Source organism: Pantoea sp. CTOTU50773, assembly GCF_032082325.1.
Classification (GTDB): domain Bacteria; phylum Pseudomonadota; class Gammaproteobacteria; order Enterobacterales; family Enterobacteriaceae; genus Pantoea; species Pantoea communis.
In genome coordinates this window covers 1-24,415 of record NZ_DAMDQC010000019.1, presented here as the reverse complement: position 1 = coordinate 24,415, position 24,415 = coordinate 1, and the positions used below count along the sequence as shown (strand labels likewise).

Sequence of the window (24,415 nt, the reverse complement as noted above, 5' to 3'; positions counted from 1 at the left end):
AACCTGCAGATTTATGAGTAAACCAATTCAGATGGAACGTGGCGTCAAGTATCGCGATGCCGACAAAATGGCGCTGATTCCGGTGAAAACCGTGATGGTCGAGCGTGAAGAAATTCTGCGTAAGCCGGAGTGGATGAAGATAAAACTGCCTGCGGATTCCAGCCGCATTCAGGGTATCAAAGCCGCCATGCGCAAAAATGGTCTGCACTCAGTATGTGAAGAGGCCTCCTGCCCTAACCTCGCTGAATGTTTTAACCACGGCACCGCCACCTTTATGATCCTCGGTGCGATTTGTACGCGTCGTTGCCCATTCTGCGACGTCGCCCACGGCCGTCCAAATATGCCTGACGCCAACGAACCGCTGAAACTGGCACAAACTATTGCCGATATGGGGCTGCGTTATGTGGTGATCACCTCGGTTGACCGCGACGATCTTCGCGACGGCGGGGCTCAGCACTTTGCCGATTGCATTACTGCCATTCGCGAAAAAAGCCCTAACATCAAAATTGAAACGCTGGTGCCTGACTTCCGTGGTCGTATGGATCGTGCGCTGGAAATCCTCACCGCCACGCCGCCAGATGTGTTCAACCACAACATGGAAAACGTGCCACGCGTTTACCGTCAGGTACGCCCTGGCGCCAACTACGACTGGTCGCTGAAGCTGCTGGAGCGTTTCAAAGAAGCGCATCCTGATGTGCCAACCAAGTCTGGCCTGATGGTCGGATTGGGTGAAACCAATGCGGAAATCGTAGAAGTGATGCGTGACCTGCGTCGTCATGGTGTCACCATGCTCACACTCGGCCAGTATTTACAGCCAAGCCGCCATCACCTGCCGGTACAGCGCTATGTGAGCCCGGCAGAGTTTGATGAGATGAAAGAGGAAGCCATGGCGATGGGCTTCACCCACGCGGCCTGTGGCCCATTCGTCCGTTCTTCTTATCATGCGGATATGCAGGCCAAAGGGCTGGAAGTGAAATAATCGGTTCTGCGGGTGTGACGCCCGCAGCCAGGCTTTTTTCACCCGTGCCAAAAAACAAAAACCAGACTGGAAGCAGTCTGGTTTTTTTATCAACGTCATAAACATTTACACTTATTGACGTTTGAAGTCGGATTACTCTTTGTGGCTCACGCGTTCAGCCGGCGCTTCTTCAGCGGTGCTTTTGGTTGCGGTGGATTCATCGTCTTTCATGGCTTTCTTGAAGCCTTTAATGGCGGAACCCAGATCACCACCCAGTGAACGTAACTTGTTGGTACCAAACAGCAGTACAATAAGTGCACCGATGATCAGCAGTTTGGCAATGCTGAAACCTTCCATACTTTACCTTTCAACCTTAGCGAAAACAGACATAGCTATTAACGCGCAGTTTATCAGCTGTCACAACTGGAATCTGTAACAGATTACGATCAACATCCGCGCAACATTAAATAAAGCGGCTCAAAAAGGCCTGCGTACGCGGGTGCTGTGGATTACCGATCACCTGCTCCGGTGTTCCCTGCTCCACCACCACGCCGCCATCCATAAATACCACCCGATCCGCCGCCTCACGTGCAAAGCCAATCTCATGTGTCACCACGATCATGGTCAGACCACGATCGGCCAGCGTGCGCATCGTCGCCAGCACCTCTCCCACGAGTTCGGGGTCCAGCGCGGAAGTCGGCTCATCAAACAGCATCAACGCCGGTTTGATGGCTAACGCACGAGCAATCGCCACACGCTGCTGCTGCCCACCGGAAAGATGGCGTGGCCACGCATCGGCTTTGTCACTCAATCCCACCGTTGTCAGCAGTTCGCGCGCATGCTGCAACGCTCCCTGGCGGGGAAACTTATGCACACCAATGGGCGCTTCAATAATGTTCTGCAGCACGGTCATGTGTGGATAGAGGTTGAATTGCTGAAACACCATGCCGATCTTCTGACGCTGGTGAGCAATCCGCCGTGCCGACAGGCGATGCAGAATCCCACGCTTCAATTCGTAGCCAATCTGCTCTTCACCCACCATGATGGAGCCGGCGTTCATATCTTCCAGATGGTTTATACAGCGCAGGAAGGTCGATTTGCCCGATCCCGATGGCCCGAGAATCACCACCACTTCACCTGGAAACACATCCAGATCGATCCCTTTCAATACCTCGTTATCGCCATAACTCTTCTGGACATTGCGCGCAGAGACCAGCGGCTGAATCTCACTCATACATCCTCCTTCAGCTGATGTGTGGCTGCGACAGCCGTGTCTGTCCGGCGTTTATTCACCACGGTACGTTTGGTGCCGCGTGCGTAGTAGCGTTCAATTGCTGACTGCCCAATATTCAGGATCGACGTGATCAGCAGATACCAAATCACGGCGACCATCAGCATCGGGATAATTTCAAAGGTGCGGTTATACACGGCCTGCACCGAGTAAAGCAGATCGCCCATGGCTATTACGCTCACCAGCGAGGTCGCTTTAATCATACTGATCAGCTGATTGCCGGTCGGAGGAATAATGGATCGCATCGCCTGCGGAATGATAATGCGGCGTAATGCACGGCTGCGGCTCATGCCAAACGCCTGAGTGGTTTCCACCTGTCCCTGATCCACCGACAACAGCCCGGCGCGAATGATCTCCGCCATATACGCCGCTTCATTCAGTGCCAGTCCGGCAAACGCAGCGGTCAGCGGCGTAATCAGATCGTTGGTATTCCAACTGGCGAAGGTAATATCCGTCCAGGGTACGGTAATCGAAATGTTCGGAAACAGCGTCGACAGGTTGTACCAAAAGATCAGTTGCACCAGCAGCGGCGTACCCCGGAAAAACCAGATGTAAAGCGACGAGATGCCGCTCAGCAGTTTATTTTCCGAAAGACGCCATACCGCCAGCAGCAGCCCCAGCAGCGTACCGAGGATCATCGAGACTACCGTCAGCCCGAGCGTCACCTGCAGCCCTTTCATCACCGAACCTTCGGTGAACCACTGCAACACCACTTTCCATTCAAAATTGGGATTGGTCGCCACCAGCCAGAGAAAGTTGGCCGCGACCACCAGTACCACAATCCATGAGATCCAGCGTCCATAGGTGGGCGCACTGCGGGCGAAAGCGACATCGCGCTGCTGCACGTTGGCCTTATCCCTGGCTCGCGTATTGTGGGTGACCGGATTCATTTTGCTGTCCCCTGCGCCAGATTACGACCCGGCTGCTGCAAGATATTGCCGTCGAGTTTCCACTTCTTCATGATCGCCGCGTAGGTGCCGTTGGCGAACAGCTCTTTATAGGCGTCGAGTACTACGTTGCCCAGTTCGGAACCTTTTGGTACTACCGTGCCCTGGAAAATATCGCCAAAGCCGTTTTTCTGCCCTTTACCGGAAAGCTCCAGCTGGCCATTGGCTTGCTCGATAAAGTAGGTCAGCGGTGCCTGTGAAGAGAAGAATGCATCAGAACGCTTAGATCGTACTGCCAGAATCGATGAAGGCTGATCGGTGAAAGATTGCACCACCACCGCAGGTTTGCCCGCGGCAACGCAAGCGTCCGACTGCTTACGAATCACCTGCTCAGCTGAACCGGCTGCCATCACAGCAATACGCTTGCCGCAGGTGTCTTCCAGACCGTTAATTTTCGCTGGATTGCCCTTCTGCACGCCGAACACCACGAACTCCTGCACAAAATCGATGAAGTCGACTTTCTGCTGACGATCGGGATAGTCGCCAATCGGCCCAATCGCCATCTGATAACGGCCCGAATTAATGCCAGCTAAAACACCCGACAAACCGCTGACTGTGGCATGTTCAATTTTCACACCCAGCAATTGAGCCAAAGCATTCGTCAGGTCGGCTGAGGCGCCGTCCATCGAATGTGGACCGTTCACGATCTCATAAGGAGGAAACGATCCGTTGTTTACCGAAATCATTTTTCCAGCGCTTTTAATCTCTGCTGGCAAGCGGTCATGCAGCGCCTGATCAACTTTCTGCGTTGGGATAGTTTCCGCTGCCTGCACTGCGCTGACTGTCAGCCCCAGCGCCAACGTTATTGCTGTTGTAAGTTTATTCATGAGCCAGTTCCCCAAAATCTATCAAAGTGGTTTCAGTTCAGGACGAGCAAAACGGCGGTTTTCCAGCACCGGCAGTACGCTACGTGCGTAGGCAATACGTTGTGGATCGAGGTAGGCGAACACCAGTGCCGCCGACTCTGGCGCTTTGGCTATCGCCACGCCAAGAGGATCGATGACCAGACTGTTGCCGATGTTACGCGGGCCACATTCGCCCACGGCCACCATGTAACAGGTGTTTTCCAGTGCGCGTGCCGTACACAGCAATTCCCAATGCATCTCTTTCAGCGGGCCTTTGACCCACGCGGCAGGCAATACCAGCACATCAGCACCGTCCAGCACCAGACGGCGCGCCAGCTCAGGGAAACGCACGTCGTAGCAGGTCATCAGGCCCACTTTCATCCCGGCCACTTCCACCAGCGGTGGGATTTCGTTGCCTGGATTCACGCGCTGTGACTCCTGCATCGCAAACGCATCATAAAGATGCAGCTTTTCGTAGGCGGCGATGAGTTCACCGTTGCGAATGGCAATCAGCACGTTGAGCGCTTTGTTGCCTTCAGTTGGCACGTGCACGCTCATCATGGTGGTCAAATCGTTGCCTTTGCTGACTGCCAGCAGCTGCGTGATGAAAGGACCATCCAGCGGTTGTGCGGCTTTCAGTACCAGATCAGGGTCGGCAATATCACGCGCCAGCACGCCTTCTGGCAGGACCAGTAAATCCGCGCCTCCGGCCAGTGCATTGTTCATTAAACCGATGCAGATATCGGTGTTTTCCTGCCATTCCCGGCTGACAGCAAACTGCCCCATTGCAACTTTCATCTTCACTCCCCTTGCACTGCTGCCGGGAAAATCGCTTCCGGCGTCAGTAATGTTTTGGTTAAGCCTTGCTGGAACAGCTCGTTAGCAAAATCGGCGATCATCTTTTTGTTAGCGGAGAATCCGTTTTGATTCCAGTCCGCCGGTAATTCCTGCGCGGTACGTCGCAAATCATCCAGCAGCCACGGTGTGGTGTCGGCGTATTTCTCGCGTTTCTGCATCCACATCTGGTACGAACGATCGATGATTTCGCTTAACGCCTGCGGCAGCCAGGGATGCATTTCCGCCAGTGCCGGTTTCATCGCCAGCAGATGGATACCCGGCACGTAGCCGACGCGATTAAAGTAGTCGCGCTCGGCGGTCACAAAGTCGTTTTGCAATTGACGCAGGCCAGAATTTTTCAGGAAGAAACCTTCTGGCATAAAGGGCGTGAACACCGCATCCAGCTCACCGGCCTTCAGCAGTTCGATCAGCGGGCGCTCACCCGGTGCCGGCTCAATGCGGCCCGGACGACCGAATCCCGCGAGGCGATCCACAATCGGATGCTCTTCGGTCAGACGGCCGGCAAACCAGTACGCATCATCGATCTCTACGCCAGCTTCACGCAGCACGGTGCGCGTCCATGTGTTGCCAGAATCCTGCCAGCCGGTCACCCCGATTTTCTTGCCTTTCAGCTGAGCGGGCGTGGTAATCGGGCTGTCAGCGGTAGTGATGATGCAGCGCTGGCGGAAGCCGCGCATCAGGAAGTGCGGCAGGCCGAGCAGTGCGTTATCGCCTCTGGCGCATGCCTGAGCATAGCGGCTGAATGACACTTCACCCGCGTCGTATTTGTCGCTGGTCGCGAGGTTATCAACCAGCGTGCCCACGCGGTCAATCTCCAGCGTGAAGCCTTCTGGTTTGATGTCGCCGAGTGCCAGCGGGGTGAAATAATCCCAGTCACGCACCGCCAGTCTGATGGTTACCATAATTGTGCTTTCCCCGTTTTCGGCCAGAGATCTGGCGCTGTTTATTTATTCAGCAAATAGTGCTTGAATTTGAGTCTAAAACGCGAATACTAATCTGAACAATCAATTCTTTGTTACTGAACAAATGATTTTCTTATGACGCAAACGGTAGATGTCGAGTGGCTTAGCCATCAAATAGACGATGCTTCGGTAAAGGGAATAACGCTTACCGCCTCATCCTTAATTCGGGACGGCCAAATTGCTGTTGGCATGCAAATGCCTGCGGTGCGCGAACTGGCGGAGCGGCTGGGCGTCAGTCCGGCAACCGTTTCTGCTGCCTGGGCGCAACTGAAGAAGCAGAAAGTGCTGGCGGGTAAAGGACGCAGTGGCGTGTGGGTGTGTGGCAACAGCGTACTGCCACGCCCTATCCGCTTTGAGAAGATTGGTAACTACGGCGAGAACATCCGGGCGGCGCTGGCGATGGCGTCACCCGATCCGGCGTTGCTACCCGATCTTAAACGGGCGATCCTCGCGGGGATTGCCTCGCCTGAGTTAAACAGCTATCAGCGCGAAGCGATCTCCCCGCAATTGCAAGCGGCCATCAGTCCACGCTGGCCCTATCCGGCGGAAGCCTGGTTAGCCACTGATGGCGGTTTTGATGCCATGAACCTGATTGTGCAGACGCTGTTGTCGCCGGGCGATCGGGTGGTGATTGAAAATCCCACGGCCACCCGTTTGCTGGATATGCTGGAAAATATCGGCGCAGAAATTTTGCCGCTGCCCTGTGATGATCAGGGGCCTATACCCACGGCGCTGGCCGCACATCTGCAAAAATCACCGGCGATGTTTATCTATCAGCCGCGCACGCATTCGGCCACCGGCTACAGCGTGACTCAGCGTCGCAGCGCCGAGTTAGCAAGGGTGCTGGCGAACTGTACCACGATGATTGTCGAGGATGATGGCATTGGCGATCTGTCGCGCTGGCCGGCCTGGAGCCTCGGTTTTCACTTCCCGGAACGGGTCATTCACGTTCATTCTTTTTCCAAAGCCTATGGTCCCGATCTGCGCCTGGCGGCGTTATCCGCGACGGCAGACATGGTGAAACGACTGCAGTCGTGGCGTAATTTCGGCGTCAGCTGGACCAGCCGTATCTTGCAGGATGCGGTGGCATGGATGCTCACCGATGAAGCCACACAGCAGAGCATTCAACAGGCGAAGACCGTTTACGCGCAGCGTCGCCAGCAGTTACTGGCGGCACTGGCAAAACGCGGAGTGGTGCTGGAAGAGCGAGATGGGTTGAGCGTACAGATCCCGGTGGAATCAGAGCAGTACGCCATGATCACCCTGGCAGCACGCGGCATCGCTGTACTGCCGGGAGAACGCTGTTGCCTCAACGGCGAGCCCTTTATTCGCGTCAGTGCTTCACTGCTCCCGTTCGATCAGCTTGAAAGCATTGCTGACGCGCTGGTCATCGCCACCGGGCGTGAACTTAAAGCGAGCCCAGATCTTTGATGTGATAACGCGGAGATTCCACATAGCCTTCACGCGAGTAGAACTGGTTGGCTTTAAGGCGGGAAGCGTGACAATGCACTTCCATGCGATCGCAGCCCCGTTCACGCGCTAGCTGTTCGGCATGGCTGAGCAGCTGTTGGCCACTGCCTTTACTGCGCTCGCCTTCCGCAATGCAAAAATAGCTGATGCGGGCGAAATCACCGGGCAGCGCCAGTTGGGGGATAAAGTGCAAAGAGAGAAATCCCAGAACCTGATTACCGTGTTCTGCCACCAATAAAATTTCGTCGGGATGGCTGCATAACTGCGCCAGACGTGTATCAATAAACTTTTCTGTGCCGCTGTAACCCAGTTCGGTTAACAGCGCACTCAGGGCAAAACTGTCTTTTGCCAGTGCCTGACGTATATTCATCCTGCCTCCTCATGAGTCCTTGCATGCAGTTATATAGCGTTGTTGCGTAAAAAGCTGCAAGTAAGGATTGTTATGAGAATGTTACTGCCAGGTTCTGTGAAATACGCCGCAGAATGTGCCCTGTCATCAGACTGTCAATACGGCTTAAGGTTGGCTTAACCTGGCTTTGCGATGCTGAGTGAAATACACCTCTGGGGCGCGCACATGAAAAACCTGATTCCACGTAGCTACAATGAAGTGATGGCGCTTTTCGTCGCCATGGCGGCCGTGTTGGGCTATTCCCTGACTTGGTGGCACATGTAAAAAGGACAAAAAAAACCCGCCATTAGGCGGGTTTTCAAAATTCTAACTGTTAACTTACAGAGCGATAACGTTAGCAGCAGATGGGCCTTTAGCGCCGTCAGTGATTTCGAACTCTACACGCTGACCTTCAGCCAGAGTTTTGAAACCATTGCTCATGATTGCAGAGAAGTGTACGAATACATCTTTGCTGCCATCTTCCGGAGTAATGAAACCGAATCCTTTGGACTCATTAAACCACTTAACGTTACCTTTGATCTTGGACATCTATATTACCTTTACATGAAAAATGGACACTAAACTGTGTCGGCATCTAGTACAGCAATTGCGGTGACATTTGTCCAGTGAGAATTGATGAAAAAGTGATAAATATTGATTTTTTGCATCCCCTTCACACTTTTTGACGCTTTTCACACGCTAAAACTGGAATCTCAGCCAGGCAAAATAGACGTTGCCGTTATTATAAGTCCCTGGAATATAAGTCATTTGGAAAGTGGCTGGTCCATATCCTATTGATGCTAATGGCAAAACCAGTGGAACCGGGATATAGCGCCAGTTATCTCTCGCGGTGACGCCCGCGGTGTAGCCTGCACCGATGTGGAAATTCTGGTCGTTCAATGGCCGCCAGGTCGCTTCCCAGCCATAGCCAGCGATAGGCTCCCATTTGTTGAACGAGTCTTTGAACACCATGGCATAGAGCCCATGCCAGTTGCCTTTCTCATCCCAACGAGAGACACCGCCACCCGCACCCCACGGCCGCTCGTTGTACTTTTCGATATGCTCGTCATCATAGGTCCAGCGGTTATGCCAGGTGATAGCGGGCAGGTAAAAGTCATGATGCTGTGGCTGCGACCAGGTTTGCTCAACATTGGTGCTAAATGTGTTCCATCCCGCCTCAATGGCTTGCGATGTTGTGACTGCTGATGCCGAAAACGTCATGGGTAACGTCAAAATTCCGCCCAAAAGTGCGGATAAAATGTGCCGATTCACAAAAAAATCCTATTAAGTCAACTCTTAAATTCGCCCCAGTAAAAGGCGCATTCGGTGAGTGGGCGATTATTAGCGCAACAACTTAAAACGATATCTAAAAAAGCGGCTAAAAACTCCAGGGATAGTCTGTGTTACACCATTATTTTCCGATGATTTAGATTAGGTTGTGGTTTTTCTACAGGAAAGAAATATCCCGGTCGTAAGGAAAAATGCACATTAAATGCACTCTCAGCGTGATAATCACCCAGAGAGACAACTTAATTTTCAGCAACTTAACGACAATCATTTACACCTGAAATAAATTAATTAAATTTATGAATTGAACTCTGAGGGCGAATAAGATAAATCTCATCTTTCCAGGATGGAGAGGGAGGAACATTGAAATGACGATTCGCTGTCGACGCTGCGGCTGCGCTAAATTTTATTTCACATTGCCGAAAGTGGAAGAGGATAGAAATAACCCACACCATGGTGCGTGTTGCGCGGGTTGTGATAAACCGATTGACTGGCGGGACATGATTCCGGCAATGCTGACATTAAGCGAATTCGCCGCGTCCCGGGCAGAATAAAGAATTCAGGCACCTCAGGTGCCTGTTCATGCTAAAAAATCAGTTTGAATACACCCGTAATCGTCAGTAATCCCACGATAAAAATGATGGCAATAATCCACAGAATTATTTTCATTGTTCGCTCCTTCAGTGATGAAAAATAACGCGCCTGTTAACCAGTATAGATGATCCTTCTGCGTTCGCTGTGCAGTGCGAGCACTGTCACGCATGGTGATGAGCGTTGCCTTCCGTTCAGTTTTATTTCTGCGAGACGGGTCGCATGTCGCGATTTTATCTCTCTCTCCCGCTGCGCACCGCCAGCTCGTGCTGTCTAAACTTACAGCGCCTCTAGCAGGCCTCAATTGTTATCACTGCCTACGTAACAAGGAGATCTTATGAGCACGATTAATACCAGCATGGGGCGTTACAGCCTGAAGGCAAAGGATTACGGCAACCACATCAGTGGCAGCATTGCTATTAACGATGAAGGTGGCACCCAACTCACCATGCAAGAGTTTGAAGAGCATTACCTTGACGATGTCGTCAACAATGTCATTTATCCGGTCACGGGTGGGAACCGTGAAATTACCCGCGCGTTGCGCGATCAGATGGTGAAAGCGGGCTTTGAACAGCCGCATTGAGTTTTTGGGCCACAGATTGTGGCCCTTTGCTTTTGATAACACTCACTTGCGGTAATGATAGCTTTAAGCGCAGGATGCATTATCGAACATGACAAGGAGATTGACCGCGTGAGTGCCCTTTACCGACTTCCCCCTTCCCAGTTACATCAATTTGTTCAGGCCATTTGGTTACATGCCGGCAGCAGCGCCGAAGAGTCACGTTTAGTGGCTGACCATTTGGTGGCCGCCAATCTGGCCGGTCACGATTCCCACGGCGTAGGAATGATCCCGAGCTATATGAGTTCGCTGAAGCAGGGATTCCTGCAGCTGAACCAGCACACCACCATTGAAAAGGATGCCGGTGCGGTGCTCACCCTGCACGGACATAATGGCTTTGGTCAGGTGGCGGCACATCAGGCGATGCACTTGGGTATTGAGCGTGCAGCGAAGCAGGGTATCGCTGCGGTCGGCTTACACCACTCCCACCATATTGGTCGTATCGGTCATTGGGCAGAACGGTGCGCAGCTGCGGGATTCGTCTCTTTTCATTTCGTCAACGTGATGGGTGATCCGATGGTTGCGCCCTTTAACGGTAGCGACCGTCGTTTTGGCACCAACCCCTTCTGTGCCATCTTCCCACGCCAAAATGCCAAACCGCTGCTGCTCGATTTCGCTACCAGCGGGATTGCCTACGGCAAAACACGCGTGGCGTGGAACAAAGGGCAACAGGTCGCGCCCGGTTATCTGATCGATCATCAGGGGCAGCCCACCACCGAACCCGGCGTGATGCATCAGGCACCTTATGGCTCGCTGATGCCCTTCGGTCTGCACAAAGGTTACGCGCTGGCCACGATGTGCGAAATTCTGGGCGGTGCGCTTTCCGGTGGTCGCACCACGCACGATGCCACGCTGGTCAGCAGCCATGACGCCATTTTCAACTGCATGACCACCATCATCGTTAATCCCGAAGCGTTTGATGCCCCGGCGATGCAGGAAGAAGCAGAATCGTTCCTCGAATGGGTAAAACGCTCGCCACAAAGCGGCGATGCACCGATTCAGATGCCAGGTGAATGGGAAGAACAGAATCGTATCGAACGCGATCGCGAGGGGATTCCGCTCGACAGCAACAGTTGGGAACAGATTTGTGCAGCCGCATTACAAGCGGGCATGTCCGATGAAGAGCTGGCGGCCTTCCGCGCGCTGGCGCAGTAGACCCCAGTAATAAGGAAGCTGAGGCACATCGCCTCAGCTGATTTCCGTCAGATAACGTTAGCCAGCAGCAAACAGCCGACCAAACCACACACCGAAATAATGGTTTCCAGCGCGGACCAGGAGCGGATGGTTTCACCGATGGTCAGGTTGAAGTATTCCTTGAACAGCCAGAAGCCCGGATCGTTGACGTGAGAGAAGATCACGCTGCCAGAACCCACGGCAATCACCATCAGTTCCGGGCTGGCACCGCTGGTGGCAATCAGTGGTGCAACGATCCCGCCGGCGGTAATCGCCGCCACGGTGGCTGAACCCAATGCGATACGCAACACCGCCGCGATGGACCACGCCATAAAGATCGGCGATATATTGGTCTCGTGCATCATACTCGCGATGTATTTATCGACACCGCTGTCCACCAGCACCTGCTTGAACGCCCCGCCGCCGCCAATGATCAACAGCATCATGGCGATGATTTTGATCGAGTCGGTGATGGTGCCCATCACTTCATCCATGCTACGTCCACGGTTCAGACCAAAGGTGAAGATGGCGATCAGCACTGCAATCAGCGTTGCCATAATCGGGTCACCAAAGAACTCCGCATACGGCAACAACAGATGCCCTTTCGGCAACACCATCTCCGCCACGGCACGCAAGGCCATCAGCACTACCGGCACTAACGCCGTCCAGACGCTGACGCCAAAGCCGGGCATTTCCGCTTCGGTAAAGGTTTTCGGGTTCCACAAACCTTCAGGAATCGGTTTGTCGATGCCTTTCAGGAAGCGCGCATACACCGGGCCCGCCAGAATCACGGTCGGAATACCCAGCAGGGTGCCATACAGCAGCGTTTTACCCATATCGGCGTTGAACAGTGTCGCAATCGCCGTTGGACCTGGATGCGGAGGCAGGAAACCGTGCGTCACCGACAATGCCGCAGCCATCGGCACGCCGACGTACAACAGCGGCACACGCGCCGACGCCGCGATGCTGAACACCAGCGGCAGCATCAACACAAAGCCCACTTCATAGAACAGCGCGAAGCCCACCGTGAAGCCGGTTAAGACCAGCGCCCACTGAATGTGTTTTTGACCAAATTTAGCAATCAGCGTGGTGGCAATACGCTGGGCACCGCCGCAGTCAGCCAGCAGTTTTCCCAACATCGCGCCAAAGCCCATGATCAGCGCCAGACTACCAAGTGTGCCGCCCACGCCGGTTTTGATCGATCCAATCACTTTGTTGACGGGCATACCCTGCATCATGCCCACCGCCAGCGCGACCAGTATCAGCGCAATAAATCCATTCAGCTTGAAGCGAATCATTAACAGCAGCAGTAAGGCTACGCCAATCGCCACATAGAGTAATGGCATAATTTTTCTCCACTTTTGCGCACGACAGCATGTCGGCAGCGGTTTGTTTTGTTGATCCCAAAGGACAGTCGATTCGGTGACATCGCTGAGAGGCACGCGGTCTGTCGCACAATGTTACGGGTATCATGTTAAGGGTAACATTGCGCACAAAGCATCAGCCGTGCGGGGGGAATTTCTGTTTTGCGAAGGTGATCAACTTTTTGCCAGGCAGTTATCAGAATGTTTGCAGCGGGGGCGTCACCGCTTTTGGTTACACTAAGGTCTTTATGCCCTTCAAAAAAAGGATCTGCAGGTGAGTGAGAATCTGATCGAGTTGTACAGTAATCAACAAACCCTGTTTGGACGTGGCAGTATTGACCGATTATTGCCGCTGCTAGCTGCCCATCCCCAACCGACGTTGCTGTTTTGTGGCCGCTCTTTTCTTAACGGCCCTGCCTGGCAAAGACTGGGCGCGGCACTCAATGACCAGATTCTGGGCTATGAAATTGTCAGCCATGAAGCCTCGCCCGATGAAATTGATGCCTGGGTGAATCGCTGGCGCGGCCATGTGGATCGCGTGGTAGCGATAGGCGGTGGCAGCGTGCTGGATGCCGCTAAAGCTTTCAGCGCCATGATGCAGCATCCGCTGAATACCGCACGTTACCTGGAGAAAGTGGGTGATACGCCGGTTCAGGCGATCACTCTGCCGCTGATCGCCATTCCCACCACAGCGGGAACGGGCAGTGAGGCGACGCAAAACGCCGTGGTGACCGATCAGCAGCATATTCAGGTGAAAGCCTCGTTGCGCCATCCGGTGTTTGTGCCACAGGTGGCAATTCTGGATGCCGATTTGCTCAAGGGCACACCAGATAGCGTACTGGCCACCTGCGCCATTGATGCCTTTACCCATCTGTTCGAGGCGTACCTGTCGCGTAAAGGCAATCTGTTTACCCAACAAACGGCGCTGAATGGGCTGCGGCTGTTCTTTCAGGCATGGCCAAATCTGAATCGCGACGATGCCCAAGGTGATGAAGCACGAGAAGCGATGATGATGGCTTCCTGGCTGGGCGGTGTCTGCCTGAGCAGTGCGGGATTGGGCGTGATTCATGGGATTGCCGGTGAACTGGGCGCCATCAAACCTTTCCATCACGGAGAAGTGTGTGGACGTTTGCTGTTCCCATTCCTCGATGTGCTGGCGGAAACCGAGCACGCTGAACAGCAGCGTTTGATGGCACAGCTGGGGCAAGCGCTACTACCGGACGATCCGGCGCCGCCAGCGTTAGCGCTGAAAGCCTGGTTGCAGGCGCATGCGATTGTGCCGTTCTGGCAGGATGGGCCGACCTTGAACGCCACCGATGTTGACTGGATTGTCGCGCGCGCCAACAGTAAAAACGGCTGGGTCAGTTACGATGCCTCCACCCTCACCGAGATGATTACTGCGGCCTGGCACGTTGCATAACATCGGTTGATTTAGACGATGCGGGTGCGCCAAAGCACACCCGCACAACATGACTTTCCCGCCACTTTACCGCGCAATGTTGCGCCGCTTCATCTCGCCGCGCCTGCATACGCTCCGCGCATCGTCAAAGCAAACAATGAATTAAGTGTCAAATGACGCTCAGAGGCTAAACGGCGGTTTGCCCGCCAGCATCTGTTCGATCACCTGCAGCACGCCCTCTTCATTGTTGCTGGGCGCTTCATAGCGTGCGGCATCTTTCACTTTTTGCGGTGCATTCGCCATGGCGAAGCTAAATCCCGATTGCTGCAACATCTCCAGATCGTTACCGCCATCGCCAAACACCAAAATCTCGCTGCGATCGATGCCCCAACGTTTGCCGAGCAGATCGAGCCCATGGCCTTTGTGATTGCCTGGCACAATCAGATCCACAGATCCGTGGCCGCTGGAGGTCGCTGCGGCCGAACCCTGATGCAAGCGTTCGATATCGGCCATTAACGGTTCAACATAATCATCGGAGAGATTGAGGGCGAACTTGAAGAGTTTGTCATCCGCGACCTCATCGAGGCTGCGAATCGGCTTCAGACGATGGCAGTAGTGGCGCATCTTCACCAGCCAGCTCTCGTCGAGACCTTCGAAGTAGTAAGCACTTTCACGTCCGCAGAGGATATAACGCAGTTCCGGGTAGTGCCCGTTGTGCAGGGTGTCGAGTACCGCATCGATATCGTCGCGGCTGAATGCGCCGCAGAACAGCTCTTCATCGCGATCGATGATCCACGCACCGTTTTCGGCGACGAAGGCAATTTCGCTGGAGATATCGGGGAAGAAGGATTTGAGTTGGTAATATTGATTGCCACTGGCGACCACAAATTTGATGCCGCGCCGTTTCATCTCTTCATAACAAGCCTGAAAACGAGCCCGGTTGTACTGCTTTTTATCGTCGAGAAAGGTGCCGTCCTTGTCTACTGCCACCATTTTTACCACGGTCATCATGACTCCTTAGCGCGTTGTAGGGGAAAAAAGGGTCGCATAGAGAATAACCTGGTGAGGGCATAAAGCAGAGAGAAACACGGATGGCCGTAGCCATCCGTGGGGGTGATTAGTTAAATGCGCCGTTCAGCAGCAGCGAGGTGATCACGCCAGTGGCGGCAGCAATCAGGACGTAATTACCGTCAATGTAAGACCAGTACTCACCGCGCGGCGGCTCTGGCAGACGGCGTTCACGCCAGTCATCTACGCGATAGTGCGGGCCACGGAATTCTGGCGGCATCGGGTGACCGCGACGGAAGTCATGGCCGTTCCAGGCGAAGTGATCGCCGTCATGGTGTCCATCTGGGCCACGATGGTCGGCATAACGGTCATGGTGATCCGGGCCACGGTCCGGGCCATGGTTGTAGCCATGATCGGGGCCGCGATCGCCGCCATGGTCAGGGCCGCGCCCATGATCCTGATGCTGGTCGCCGCCGTGCTGCTGCCAGCGCTGGTCGCCCGGGCCATCTGCCCAGGAGACGGAAGAGAACAGTGTGCTGCATGCAATAAGTGACGCAATAAGACTTAATGTTGTTTTTTTCATGATGTTGCCTCCAATGATAACGGCAGTTACTGCGCCGTCGAGAGACACTATTCACCAATCAAAAGCAAAAGAGGATTTCCAAAACTCTTAAAAACCGCAGACTTACATTAAATTACTGCAAATTATCGATTTCTTAACGGTTGTGTCTTTTCTGACATTATCTGGTCTTAAAGTCAGCGGATTCATACTACAGCGGAGAGGAAAGAAACCCGATCGCGAGGATCGGGTGGAGAATGCTATTTCCATAAATTGCATAAAGCGGGTAAACCCTAAAATTGAGGGTAAAACTGAAGCACACAACGCCACATCACTAGCATTGCGGATAAACAATACCATTTTAAAATGCAAAATTCTTTTAAAAACCCCTGCTTTTCGGAAAAAACCGTAAAAATAAAATGGCGCAGAAAAATAATCTGCTGTGCGAGGGATCTGATGCACAAATAAGGTCTGTGCTCTGACCAGAATAGCGGTTTGATAAATTTCGCACCGTCGTGGTGATAGAAACGAACCTGCCCCCAACGATAACCACACAACCACCAGGCGATAAAACACTGCTAAATCAATACCATTCCCTTCAACCTGCGTCGGCCAACCCTTTCATTAATCAGACTTCAGCGTTATTCATCAATTTACCCAGCATTAATACGTTAGAATCCTGCAGCACCTCGATTAATTCACAATCGTGATCAATATCGCGCTAAATATAGCGCAGGCTTTAACTCGCTTAATGGATTTTTATTTCAACTTCGATATCAGCGTTAGAATATTACGTTACCGCTGCGATTTATTTCCGAAGGATGGAGTCATGGAAAGAATATTAGTCAGTGCCTGCCTGATGGGATTGACGGTTCGTTATAATGGCAGCGATAAGTTGCTCATCTCTCGCACGCTGCTGCGCCAGCACGGCATTGAAGTCTTCAACGAAGCGCAGTTGCGCGAACTCATTCAGCGTGTCGCGGCAGCCGATAAATGACGCGTGGTCGAGGCCGGATGACGTGCTAACGCTGCGGCCGGGCGCACCGGACGGCGCACCAGTTCTCCCTCACAGTTCGGGCAGCGATGGTTGAGCGTAGTTTCCGCGCAGTCGACACAAAAGGTACATTCGAACGAGCAGATGCGCGCATCGGGTGAGTCCGGCGGTAAGTCTTTATCGCAGCATTCGCAGTTGGGACGCAGTTCCAGCATGGTTCATCTCCAGTCAGATTTTTCACCATCATCACCGTGTTACCTCAAACGCGCCAGCCCGGTTGCAGACATCAGCAGGACAAATCGGGACATCCGATGTCCGCACGCGTGGCTTAAAAGCATTACATTCCGCTAATCACGTTCTATAGTTCAATCGCCACGTTTACTCACGAGACAATTGAATGCGTATTAAAGGACTTAACTTCGGCTTCTTTATTGTTATTTTGGCGATAGTCACCTACGCCTTTTTTGATGTGCTGACACCATACTTCTCTGCCATTTTTTGGGCAGCCATTCTGGCGGTGATCTTCCATCCGCTGAAGTCATTGCTGCGCCGCAAAATGGGCGATCGTAACGGGCTCGCTGCCTTTGCCACTCTGGCGATCATCTGTCTGATCGTGTTCACGCCATTAGCGATTATCACCTCGTCGATGGTAGTTGAAGTCAATACGGTGTACAGCAAACTGCAGAACAGTTCGTCACAGTTCCCGACGGTGTTTGCCGAATTAATGCAGCACTTACCGAACTGGGCACAGAGTTATCTCGCGGAACACAACCTCAACAATGCCGGCCAGATTCAGCAGAAACTGTCTGAATTTGCCCTCAAAGGCGGCCAATACATGGCAGGCAGCGTCTTCATGATCGGTAAAGGAACGTTCACCTTTACGGTTGGCTTCGGCGTGATGCTGTATCTGCTGTTCTTCCTGTTGAAGGATGGCCCATGGCTGGTGAATCTGATACTGGAAGCACTGCCGCTCTCTACCTATGTGAAGCATCACCTGATGGTGAAATTTGCCGCCGTCTCACGCGCTACCGTCAAAGGCACGGTGGTGGTCGCGGTGGTTCAGGGCGTGTTGGGCGGTCTTGCCTTCTGGTTCACCGGCATTGACGGCAGCTTGCTGTGGGGTGCGTTGATGGCGTTCCTGTCGCTGATCCCGGCGGTCGGTTCCGCCATCGTTTGGGTGCCTGCGGCAATCTTCTTCTTCGCCACCAGCGCGATATGGAAAGGTCTGTTCCTGGTCGGCTTCTTTGTGGTGATCGTCGGTCTGGTAGACAACATTTTACGTCCGCTGCTGGTCGGAAAAGACACCAAAATGCCTGACTACTTGATCCTGATCTCGACGCTGGGCGGCATGGAAGTTTACGGTATCAATGGCTTTGTGATCGGCCCGTTGATTGCCGCGCTGTTTATCGCCTGCTGGAACCTGCTCTCCGGGCGCGACAACCGCGACAATGTCGAGGAGATCGACGAAGAGTTTATTGAAGAGGGGAAATCTCGCGAGTAAGGCCTTTCCCTGTCAGGCGGTTGCTGCACACGGCAACCGCCCGTTTACCGGAGAACTGCATCGATGTACCAGGGTTGGTTAAAATCTTTCGCGCCGCTAGCGCAGGCGCTTATTTTGCTCGCATGTCTGACCCTTGTGCTGTTTGGGCTGCGCCTTGGTGCGCCGCTGATCAACCAGGTGCTGCTGGCGATATTTCTTGCCGTGATGCTCGATCCACTGATTAGCCGCCTGGCGCGACGCGGCATCCCACGTACGCTCTCTTCTCTGCTGGTGATTGTGATTTTGCTGCTGCTGATCGTCATCACCATCATGTCACTAAGCGCCTCCGCGCCCGACCTGATCAAACTCAGCCGTCAGGCACCCAATCTGGTAGCAGCCAAGCTGCAATACCTGACGCTCTCTCTGAGCCAGATGGGCATTGCCCTCACCGCCGATGAGATGCTGAATTTTGTCGATGCCGGTGCGGTGGTGCGCTTTGTCACCTATCAACTGTCGTTAATCCCCGGCCTGCTTTCGTGGTGGCTGATGGTGTTCCTGATGCTGCTGTTTATGCTGATTGAGCTGCCGCTGCTGAAACGCACCCTGCGCGCCAGTAAACAGCACACTGCGCTGTTTATCGCTTTGGAAGAAGGGATTCAGAGTGTGATTGTTTATGCGCGGATGAAAACGCTGACCGGCCTGCTGGGCGGCGTGATTGTCTGGGGCATGGCGCATCTGCTGGGATTGAAGTTCGCCTTTTTGTGGGGCGTGCTGATGTTTATCTTCAACTACATTCCGGTGCTCGGTTCCTTTCTCGCGGCCATTCCGCCGGTGATCCAAACCTTTGTCCTGTTCGATACTCAAACCAGCCTGATGATGGTGGGATTCTTTGTGGTGCTGAACCTGCTGCTCAGTTCGGTGCTGGAACCGCTGATGCTCGGCAAGCGCCTCAATCTCACCCTGACCGTGCAGCTGCTGGCCTTCCTGTTCTGGCAAGCGCTGCTGGGCATGACCGGTGCGATACTGGCGATTCCTCTCACCTTCTTGCTGAAAAAAGTCTGGCTGGCACTGCGCCAGCCAGAGTGAGTTATCGGGCGACGCGCCAGCCGCGCGTCAGATGCTTCTCAATTTCCACCAGCACAAATATCCCGGCGCTGACCGCCAGCGAAATAAACCAATATTTAACCGGCAGTGGCTCGGTGCCAAACAGCGTATTCATCAGCGGCAGATAAATAATCATCGCCTGCAGCGCCACCAGCACCAGCGTCACCAGCCCGATACCGCGATTTTTCAGCAAGCCAGCATCCAGTGAGAAGCCATTGCTATTGCGGCAGTTGAGCATATACGCCCACTGGGCAGTCACCAGCATCTGCAACAGCACCGTGCGGATAAACTCCGGCGAATAACCACGCGGCTGCAACCAGGCTTCCAGTACAAAGGCGCTAATCGAAATCAGTAACCCGACAAAAACCACTCGCCAGATGGCGTAACCATCCATCACATGGCTGCGTACGTTACGCGGCGGCCGACACATGATATTACGCTCGGCGGCTTCGAATGCCAGCCCAAATGAGAGTGTTGCTGAGGTCGCCATATTCATCCAGAGAATCTGCACCGGCGTCAGCGGTAATAGATTGCCCATCAGAATGGCGATGATGATCAACAGCCCCTGCGCGAGGTTGGTCGGCATCACAAACAGGATAGTTTTCTTCAGGTTATCGTAAACGCGACGCCCCTCTTTCACCGCCGCCGCGATAGTCGCGAAGTTATCATCCGCCAGAATCATATCCGCCGACTCTTTGGTCACCTCGGTGCCTTTGATGCCCATGGCGATGCCGACATTGGCCTGTTTCAGCGCAGGGGCATCATTCACGCCATCGCCGGTCATCCCGACGATCTCCCCGCTCTCTGCCAGCGCTTTCACCAGACGCAGCTTATGTTCCGGGCTGGTGCGTGCGAAAATGTCGTACTCACGAGCCGCTTTGCCCAGTTCCGCATCATCCATGTGCTCCAGCTGATAGCCGGTGACGGCGCTGTCACTGTTGCCGATGCCTAACATCTGACCGATGGCCATCGCCGTTTCCGGGTGATCGCCGGTGATCATTTTGACGCGAATCCCGGCCTGCTGGCAGTCGCGTATGGCGGTAATCGCTTCCGGACGCGGCGGATCCATCATGCACGCCAGACCCAGCATCATCATGCCCTCGCGCAGATCGGCGTGAACGATCTGCTGTCGGCCTTCCGGTAGCCAGCGCCAGGCGGCGGCCACGGTGCGCAACCCTTCGCTGGCATAAGTGGTGATTGCGGCGTTCCAGTAATCACGATCAAGCGCTTCGGCGCCGTTTTCGCCTTGCTGCTGCTGGCACAGCGCGAGCAGCACATCCGGTGCACCGGTCAGCAGCAGACACGCCTTGCCATCAATCAAACAGCTCACGGCCATGTATTTGTAGGCCGAGTCAAACGGCAGCTTGCTCAGTACCTGCACGGATTCCGAGTTGATGCCCGCTTTCGCCGCCAATACTTTGAGCGCGCCCTCGGTGGGGCCACCGACAATCCCCCAGTGCCCCTGATTATCCTGCCTCAGTTGGCTCTCGTTGCAGATATCTACCGTCTGTAAAAAGCCGTTGAGCAGCGCCTCATCACGCTGGCCGCTTTCCAGATGAAACTCCCCTTTCGGCTCATAGCTGTTGCCACTGATGCGCCAGTGACTGTTGGCCAGCACCAGCGCTTTCACCGTCATTTCGTTCATGGTGAGCGTGCCGGTTTTATCGGAGCAGATCACCGACATGGCGCCGAGAGTTTCGACCGTCGGCAGCTTACGAATGATGGCATGATTGCGCGCCATCGACTGCACGCCAAGTGAGAGAATGATCGAAATAATCGCCGGTAAACCCTCTGGCACCGCCGCCACCGCCAGACTGATCACCGCCAGCAGCAGTTCCGCCAGCGGGATGTCGCGCAGCAGATAACCGAACACGAACAGCGCGGCCATCATCAGCAAAATGATGTAGAAAATCGCCTTACCGAGTTTTTCAATCTGCACCAGCAACGGCGTTTTTGCTTCTTCGATGGAGGAGATCATCGCGTTGATGTGCCCCAACTCGGTATCACCGCCAGTGGCGATCACCACACCTGCGGCAGTGCCAGAACTCACCGTAGTACCGGAATAAGCCAGATTCAGCCGATCGCCGAGCGACTTTTCGCCTTCCAGCGCATCGCTTAATTTGGACACCACCGTGGATTCCCCAGTGAGGATGGCTTCTTCTACCCGCAAATTGTGCACGTCGAACAAACGCAGATCGGCAGGGATTTTGTCGCCAGGACGCAGCAACACCACGTCACCGACCACCAGCTCTTCGGTCGGCACGGTGATCTGCCGCCCATCGCGCAATACCATCGCTTCGTTCGACAGCATGTTCTGAATGCTTTTCAATGACTTCTCGGCGTTACTTTCCTGGATAAATCCAATCAGTGCGTTGATGACAGCAACGCCGAGAATGACAAAGGTATCCACCCAGTGGCCCATCACCGCGGTAATGACCGCTGCCGCCAGCAGGATGTAGATCAGCACATCTTTAAAGTGCGCCAGAAAGCGCATCAGCAGTGACTTTTCGGCTTTCTGTGGCAGCACGTTGCGCCCGTTAGCTGCCAGACGCGCCTGCGCCTCTTCGGTCGGCAAGCCACTGGGCGAGCTGTTTAAACGGATAAAAGCGCTGGCACTGTCGAGCTGATATAAGGGTCGATCAGATGAATCCGATCGATCTGGACGAAAAGGAACAACGGTCATATTTCACCCCGTGCGGTTGACAATAAAATGGAAAAAGGAGAGTAAAAACAAAAGCCCAGTTTAATATTGTTTATCTGTAACGAGATGACCGGGGTCATGTTTTGGTTAATTAGACCGTTAATTAACATCGCTAATAACCATTCAGTGTTGAATTAATCACACTCTGGAAATCAGAGGTGATGATGCTTTATTTACTGATAAAAAATCACAACAAAAACATAAATTTAATAATTTAAAACAGCATATTGGTCCAACTTCACTTGTTTATTTATGCAAGGTTACTTACTGGCATGACTATGAGTTTAGTGACATTTTATGACGTTACTCTTAGGATCACATAAATAACTTTACCTTCAGGTAAAATTAAACCCAATCTAAACAAGGTCACACTTCGTCTTTCCGACGCGAGACTCTGATTTCTCTTCTCGCCCCGATAAGACCACTACCTGCACACCTTAACATTTACCCACAGTGATAACTTTTCTACTGCTTTCACGTCGAAATCATCACCTTAACGCCCAGTGACATCACTGAATTTAAAAGACTCACCGCATAATTAGAAAACTGATTAAAAACCATAGTGAATATATAAATAACACGTCAGGTCATGATATTTATTGCATCAGGAAAACCTTACAAAATAATTATTTGCGCCATTTAAACTTTACTCTTAAAATCTGCTAACCAATAAAACCAATCCTTATGAATATTCCATTCACCGCAATAAACAGGACAGCCATATGAAGGAAGTTCTTATCGTTGATGACCATCCGGTGGTTCGGATGGCGTTAAGACTGCTGCTTGAAACGGACAACATGAATGTGGTGGGCGAAACGGATGACGGATTTGAAGCATTAGCGCTAACCAAAAAACTGTCGCCGGATTTGATCATCGTGGATATCGATATGCCCTCTTACAACGGCATCGACCTGGTGCAAAGGTTGCGCCACAACGGCTTCAACGGTGGCATTCTGGTACTGACCGGCAAGGACGTTGACCACTACATCAAGCGCAGCGCCACTGCCGGTGCCGATGGTTTTATTAGCAAGCGCAATAACATGACCGAATTGCACGATGCCATTCGCGCGATTAATGCCGGATATGGCTTCTTTCCTTTAAATCGCCGACGTCAGGGTTTACCGGATGATATTCAGGAAGACAAAAATAAAATTGCCGGCCTCTCCAGTAAAGAATTGCAGGTGCTGGTGTATTTATCCAAAGGAATGAAAGTGGTGGAAATGGCACAGCGGATGAAAATCAGTGATAAAACGGTAAGCACTTACAAACGCCGATTAATGGAAAAGCTCGACATTCAAAATATGGTCGGCCTTTACGAGTTTGCCAAACGCAATAATATCGCCTGACATATTGATGGTTAAATTACTCCTCCTGATTGGCCTGTTGCTCTGCCTGATGAGTCAGCCAGTCAGGGCTGAAGATCCCCGCATCATGCAGTTGGTCAGCCGTGAACAAAATGTCCTGCTGACCTTTGATCTCCCCGACAACGACTGGCGCTGGCTGGGCGAAAAGCGCGAAGTCAGCGTTGCGATTTACGCGCCTGAAAATCCACCGTTCGATATGGTCATCGATGCCAACACGCTGGAAGGGATCTCCGCCGACTACACCGCTTTAGTTCTGCATTACCTCGGTTTACACATCAACACGCACTATTACAGCAGTCGCAGTGCGGCGCTCGATGCGCTGCAGCAAGGCAAGGTCGATATGCTGGTGGACAGCGCGGGCAGCCCGGAACCCACTGGCGCAGAGCTATTATTAAGTACTGCGTTTGCCTCTGATTACCCTGCGATGGTGTCACGCGATAACATCATGTCTGAGATGAGTGATGATAATTCGCCGATGCAAATCGCCATGCCGCGAGGCTACCTGAGCGATGCCTGGATCGAGGCGCGCTATCCGGAAGCAAAAATCACCCGCTATCCTTCTGCGCTCAGTGCGTTGGCGTCATTAGCCTTTGGCGAAAACGACTACTTTATTGGCAATCTCAACACCGCCAATTACCTGATTGAACGCAATTACGCCTCGACGCTCTCCGTGATACGCATTTTTGAGCCCACCGATGCCGGACCGCGCTTTGTCTTTCCCATCCGCAATGCGCCACTGTATCGGGGCGTCAATGCGGTGCTGAATGCCATTCCCTTGCAGCAGCACAAAGCCATCTTCCATCAATGGGTGCAAAGCATGCCACCGATGATGGCGGCTGCGCCTCTGCAACTCACTGACCGTGAGCGACGCTGGCTGGCTCAGCATCAGACGCTGCGCGTGGTGATGAACCCGCTCGATGCGCCTTTCACGCTAAAAGATCGGCACAACAAATTTAACGGTATGACTGCAGACTTACTGCGTTTGATTCATCTGCGCACCGGTATCGACTTCACCATGATCGAAGCCTCTTCCGTCAACGCAATGTTCGACCG

Annotated in this window: 23 protein-coding genes and 1 pseudogene; 10 read left to right on the top strand and 14 right to left on the bottom strand. The window is 53.2% G+C overall.

The window, feature by feature from the left end; all coding sequences use genetic code 11:
- Positions 1-13: 13 nt before the first annotated feature.
- Complete coding sequence (gene lipA, locus RT340_RS05050) at positions 14-979, top strand: lipoyl synthase (protein ID WP_313374536.1); 966 nt, start codon at positions 14-16, stop codon at positions 977-979.
- A 132-nt stretch (positions 980-1,111) separates the two neighbouring features.
- On the opposite strand, the gene tatE is transcribed toward lipA, so the two are convergent.
- From tatE to RT340_RS05020, 6 genes are all read right to left on the bottom strand, one after another.
- Positions 1,112-1,315, bottom strand: a complete 204-nt coding sequence (gene tatE, locus RT340_RS05045) for a twin-arginine translocase subunit TatE (protein WP_034829040.1) — start codon at positions 1,313-1,315, stop codon at positions 1,112-1,114.
- Positions 1,316-1,421: 106 nt separating this feature from the next.
- Positions 1,422-2,192, bottom strand: a complete 771-nt coding sequence (locus RT340_RS05040) for an amino acid ABC transporter ATP-binding protein (RefSeq protein ID WP_313374534.1) — start codon at positions 2,190-2,192, stop codon at positions 1,422-1,424.
- Positions 2,189-3,139 carry an amino acid ABC transporter permease gene (locus tag RT340_RS05035; RefSeq protein ID WP_058960807.1) on the bottom strand — a complete coding sequence of 317 codons (951 nt, stop codon included), beginning with the start codon at positions 3,137-3,139 and terminating at the stop codon, positions 2,189-2,191. Before RT340_RS05035 ends, RT340_RS05040 begins: the two co-directional genes overlap by 4 nt.
- Positions 3,136-4,023 carry an ABC transporter substrate-binding protein gene (locus RT340_RS05030; protein ID WP_097117441.1) on the bottom strand — a complete coding sequence of 296 codons (888 nt, stop codon included), beginning with the start codon at positions 4,021-4,023 and terminating at the stop codon, positions 3,136-3,138. Before RT340_RS05030 ends, RT340_RS05035 begins: the two co-directional genes overlap by 4 nt.
- Positions 4,024-4,044: 21 nt before the next feature.
- Positions 4,045-4,839, bottom strand: coding sequence for a deaminated glutathione amidase (locus tag RT340_RS05025; RefSeq protein ID WP_313374531.1), 795 nt, complete (start codon positions 4,837-4,839; stop codon positions 4,045-4,047).
- A gap of 2 nt (positions 4,840-4,841) precedes the next feature.
- On the bottom strand, positions 4,842-5,801 hold the full coding sequence (locus tag RT340_RS05020; RefSeq protein WP_045816520.1) for an ABC transporter substrate-binding protein: 960 nt from the start codon (positions 5,799-5,801) through the stop codon (positions 4,842-4,844).
- Positions 5,802-5,936: 135 nt separating this feature from the next.
- Between RT340_RS05020 and RT340_RS05015 the strand changes: the two genes are divergently transcribed.
- The gene (locus tag RT340_RS05015; protein WP_313374527.1) at positions 5,937-7,292 is read left to right on the top strand and encodes a PLP-dependent aminotransferase family protein; all 1,356 of its coding nucleotides are present in this window, start codon (positions 5,937-5,939) and stop codon (positions 7,290-7,292) included.
- On the opposite strand, the gene RT340_RS05010 is transcribed toward RT340_RS05015, so the two are convergent.
- The 3 genes from RT340_RS05010 to pagP form a co-directional block, all read right to left on the bottom strand.
- Positions 7,270-7,701, bottom strand: a complete 432-nt coding sequence (locus tag RT340_RS05010; protein ID WP_034829026.1) for a GNAT family N-acetyltransferase — start codon at positions 7,699-7,701, stop codon at positions 7,270-7,272. The two genes, RT340_RS05015 and RT340_RS05010, sit on opposite strands and share 23 nt — an antisense overlap.
- Positions 7,702-8,058: 357 nt before the next feature.
- Complete coding sequence (gene cspE, locus RT340_RS05005; protein WP_034829024.1) at positions 8,059-8,268, bottom strand: transcription antiterminator/RNA stability regulator CspE; 210 nt, start codon at positions 8,266-8,268, stop codon at positions 8,059-8,061.
- Positions 8,269-8,418: 150 nt separating this feature from the next.
- The gene (gene pagP / locus RT340_RS05000) at positions 8,419-8,991 is read right to left on the bottom strand and encodes a lipid IV(A) palmitoyltransferase PagP (protein WP_034829022.1); all 573 of its coding nucleotides are present in this window, start codon (positions 8,989-8,991) and stop codon (positions 8,419-8,421) included.
- A 943-nt stretch (positions 8,992-9,934) separates the two neighbouring features.
- Here pagP and RT340_RS04995 point away from each other — a divergent pair.
- Positions 9,935-10,180: a hypothetical protein gene (locus tag RT340_RS04995; RefSeq protein WP_008103719.1), complete on the top strand. Its 246-nt coding sequence runs from the start codon at positions 9,935-9,937 to the stop codon at positions 10,178-10,180.
- Positions 10,181-10,288: 108 nt separating this feature from the next.
- Positions 10,289-11,371, top strand: a complete 1,083-nt coding sequence (locus tag RT340_RS04990) for a malate/lactate/ureidoglycolate dehydrogenase (RefSeq protein WP_313374523.1) — start codon at positions 10,289-10,291, stop codon at positions 11,369-11,371.
- A 47-nt stretch (positions 11,372-11,418) separates the two neighbouring features.
- Here the strand turns inward: RT340_RS04990 and gntT are convergent, their stop codons facing one another.
- Positions 11,419-12,735, bottom strand: coding sequence for a gluconate transporter (gene gntT / locus RT340_RS04985; protein WP_313374521.1), 1,317 nt, complete (start codon positions 12,733-12,735; stop codon positions 11,419-11,421).
- Positions 12,736-12,860: 125 nt separating this feature from the next.
- Between gntT and RT340_RS04980 the strand changes: the two are divergent.
- A pseudogene (locus RT340_RS04980) lies at positions 12,861-14,173 on the top strand (iron-containing alcohol dehydrogenase).
- 159 nt (positions 14,174-14,332) lie between these two features.
- Here RT340_RS04980 and RT340_RS04975 read toward each other — a convergent pair.
- Positions 14,333-15,160, bottom strand: a complete 828-nt coding sequence (locus RT340_RS04975) for a Cof-type HAD-IIB family hydrolase (protein WP_097117446.1) — start codon at positions 15,158-15,160, stop codon at positions 14,333-14,335.
- Positions 15,161-15,269: 109 nt separating this feature from the next.
- Positions 15,270-15,743 carry an RcnB family protein gene (locus RT340_RS04970; RefSeq protein WP_034828301.1) on the bottom strand — a complete coding sequence of 158 codons (474 nt, stop codon included), beginning with the start codon at positions 15,741-15,743 and terminating at the stop codon, positions 15,270-15,272.
- Positions 15,744-16,548: 805 nt separating this feature from the next.
- Here RT340_RS04970 and RT340_RS04965 point away from each other — a divergent pair.
- Positions 16,549-16,716, top strand: a complete 168-nt coding sequence (locus RT340_RS04965; RefSeq protein WP_176505734.1) for a hypothetical protein — start codon at positions 16,549-16,551, stop codon at positions 16,714-16,716.
- Here the strand turns inward: RT340_RS04965 and RT340_RS04960 are convergent.
- The gene (locus tag RT340_RS04960) at positions 16,689-16,928 is read right to left on the bottom strand and encodes a DUF1272 domain-containing protein (protein WP_211728080.1); all 240 of its coding nucleotides are present in this window, start codon (positions 16,926-16,928) and stop codon (positions 16,689-16,691) included. The two genes, RT340_RS04965 and RT340_RS04960, sit on opposite strands and share 28 nt — an antisense overlap.
- A 182-nt stretch (positions 16,929-17,110) precedes the next feature.
- On the opposite strand from RT340_RS04960, the gene RT340_RS04955 reads away from it, so the two are divergent.
- Positions 17,111-18,214, top strand: coding sequence for an AI-2E family transporter (locus tag RT340_RS04955; protein ID WP_097117448.1), 1,104 nt, complete (start codon positions 17,111-17,113; stop codon positions 18,212-18,214).
- A gap of 63 nt (positions 18,215-18,277) precedes the next feature.
- The gene (locus RT340_RS04950) at positions 18,278-19,279 is read left to right on the top strand and encodes an AI-2E family transporter (protein WP_313374516.1); all 1,002 of its coding nucleotides are present in this window, start codon (positions 18,278-18,280) and stop codon (positions 19,277-19,279) included.
- Position 19,280: 1 nt separating this feature from the next.
- On the opposite strand, the gene RT340_RS04945 is transcribed toward RT340_RS04950, so the two are convergent.
- On the bottom strand, positions 19,281-21,980 hold the full coding sequence (locus RT340_RS04945; protein ID WP_313374514.1) for a cation-transporting P-type ATPase: 2,700 nt from the start codon (positions 21,978-21,980) through the stop codon (positions 19,281-19,283).
- Between the two features lie 740 nt (positions 21,981-22,720).
- On the opposite strand from RT340_RS04945, the gene RT340_RS04940 reads away from it, so the two are divergent.
- Positions 22,721-23,344 carry a response regulator gene (locus RT340_RS04940; RefSeq protein ID WP_034828290.1) on the top strand — a complete coding sequence of 208 codons (624 nt, stop codon included), beginning with the start codon at positions 22,721-22,723 and terminating at the stop codon, positions 23,342-23,344.
- Positions 23,345-23,351: 7 nt separating this feature from the next.
- Positions 23,352-24,415 (top strand): transporter substrate-binding domain-containing protein (locus RT340_RS04935; protein WP_313374512.1); only part of this gene is annotated, 1,064 nt, incomplete at its 3' end.

What these genes read in the sequence shown, in the direction of transcription:
- RT340_RS05030 (WP_097117441.1), bottom strand. Translation starts at nt 4,023, where the DNA reads ATGAATAAACTTACAACAGCAATAACGTTGGCGCTGGGGCTGACAGTC.
- RT340_RS04950 (WP_313374516.1), top strand. Translation starts at nt 18,278, where the DNA reads ATGTACCAGGGTTGGTTAAAATCTTTCGCGCCGCTAGCGCAGGCGCTT.
- RT340_RS05035 (WP_058960807.1), bottom strand. Translation starts at nt 3,139, where the DNA reads ATGAATCCGGTCACCCACAATACGCGAGCCAGGGATAAGGCCAACGTG.
- tatE (WP_034829040.1), bottom strand. Translation starts at nt 1,315, where the DNA reads ATGGAAGGTTTCAGCATTGCCAAACTGCTGATCATCGGTGCACTTATT.
- lipA (WP_313374536.1), top strand. Translation starts at nt 14, where the DNA reads ATGAGTAAACCAATTCAGATGGAACGTGGCGTCAAGTATCGCGATGCC.
- RT340_RS04995 (WP_008103719.1), top strand. Translation starts at nt 9,935, where the DNA reads ATGAGCACGATTAATACCAGCATGGGGCGTTACAGCCTGAAGGCAAAG.
- RT340_RS05020 (WP_045816520.1), bottom strand. Translation starts at nt 5,801, where the DNA reads ATGGTAACCATCAGACTGGCGGTGCGTGACTGGGATTATTTCACCCCG.
- RT340_RS05015 (WP_313374527.1), top strand. Translation starts at nt 5,937, where the DNA reads ATGACGCAAACGGTAGATGTCGAGTGGCTTAGCCATCAAATAGACGAT.
- RT340_RS05025 (WP_313374531.1), bottom strand. Translation starts at nt 4,839, where the DNA reads ATGAAAGTTGCAATGGGGCAGTTTGCTGTCAGCCGGGAATGGCAGGAA.
- RT340_RS04970 (WP_034828301.1), bottom strand. Translation starts at nt 15,743, where the DNA reads ATGAAAAAAACAACATTAAGTCTTATTGCGTCACTTATTGCATGCAGC.
- RT340_RS04955 (WP_097117448.1), top strand. Translation starts at nt 17,111, where the DNA reads ATGCGTATTAAAGGACTTAACTTCGGCTTCTTTATTGTTATTTTGGCG.
- RT340_RS05040 (WP_313374534.1), bottom strand. Translation starts at nt 2,192, where the DNA reads ATGAGTGAGATTCAGCCGCTGGTCTCTGCGCGCAATGTCCAGAAGAGT.
- cspE (WP_034829024.1), bottom strand. Translation starts at nt 8,268, where the DNA reads ATGTCCAAGATCAAAGGTAACGTTAAGTGGTTTAATGAGTCCAAAGGA.
- gntT (WP_313374521.1), bottom strand. Translation starts at nt 12,735, where the DNA reads ATGCCATTACTCTATGTGGCGATTGGCGTAGCCTTACTGCTGCTGTTA.
- RT340_RS04960 (WP_211728080.1), bottom strand. Translation starts at nt 16,928, where the DNA reads ATGCTGGAACTGCGTCCCAACTGCGAATGCTGCGATAAAGACTTACCG.
- RT340_RS04965 (WP_176505734.1), top strand. Translation starts at nt 16,549, where the DNA reads ATGGAAAGAATATTAGTCAGTGCCTGCCTGATGGGATTGACGGTTCGT.
- RT340_RS04975 (WP_097117446.1), bottom strand. Translation starts at nt 15,160, where the DNA reads ATGACCGTGGTAAAAATGGTGGCAGTAGACAAGGACGGCACCTTTCTC.
- RT340_RS04945 (WP_313374514.1), bottom strand. Translation starts at nt 21,980, where the DNA reads ATGACCGTTGTTCCTTTTCGTCCAGATCGATCGGATTCATCTGATCGA.
- RT340_RS05010 (WP_034829026.1), bottom strand. Translation starts at nt 7,701, where the DNA reads ATGAATATACGTCAGGCACTGGCAAAAGACAGTTTTGCCCTGAGTGCG.
- RT340_RS04940 (WP_034828290.1), top strand. Translation starts at nt 22,721, where the DNA reads ATGAAGGAAGTTCTTATCGTTGATGACCATCCGGTGGTTCGGATGGCG.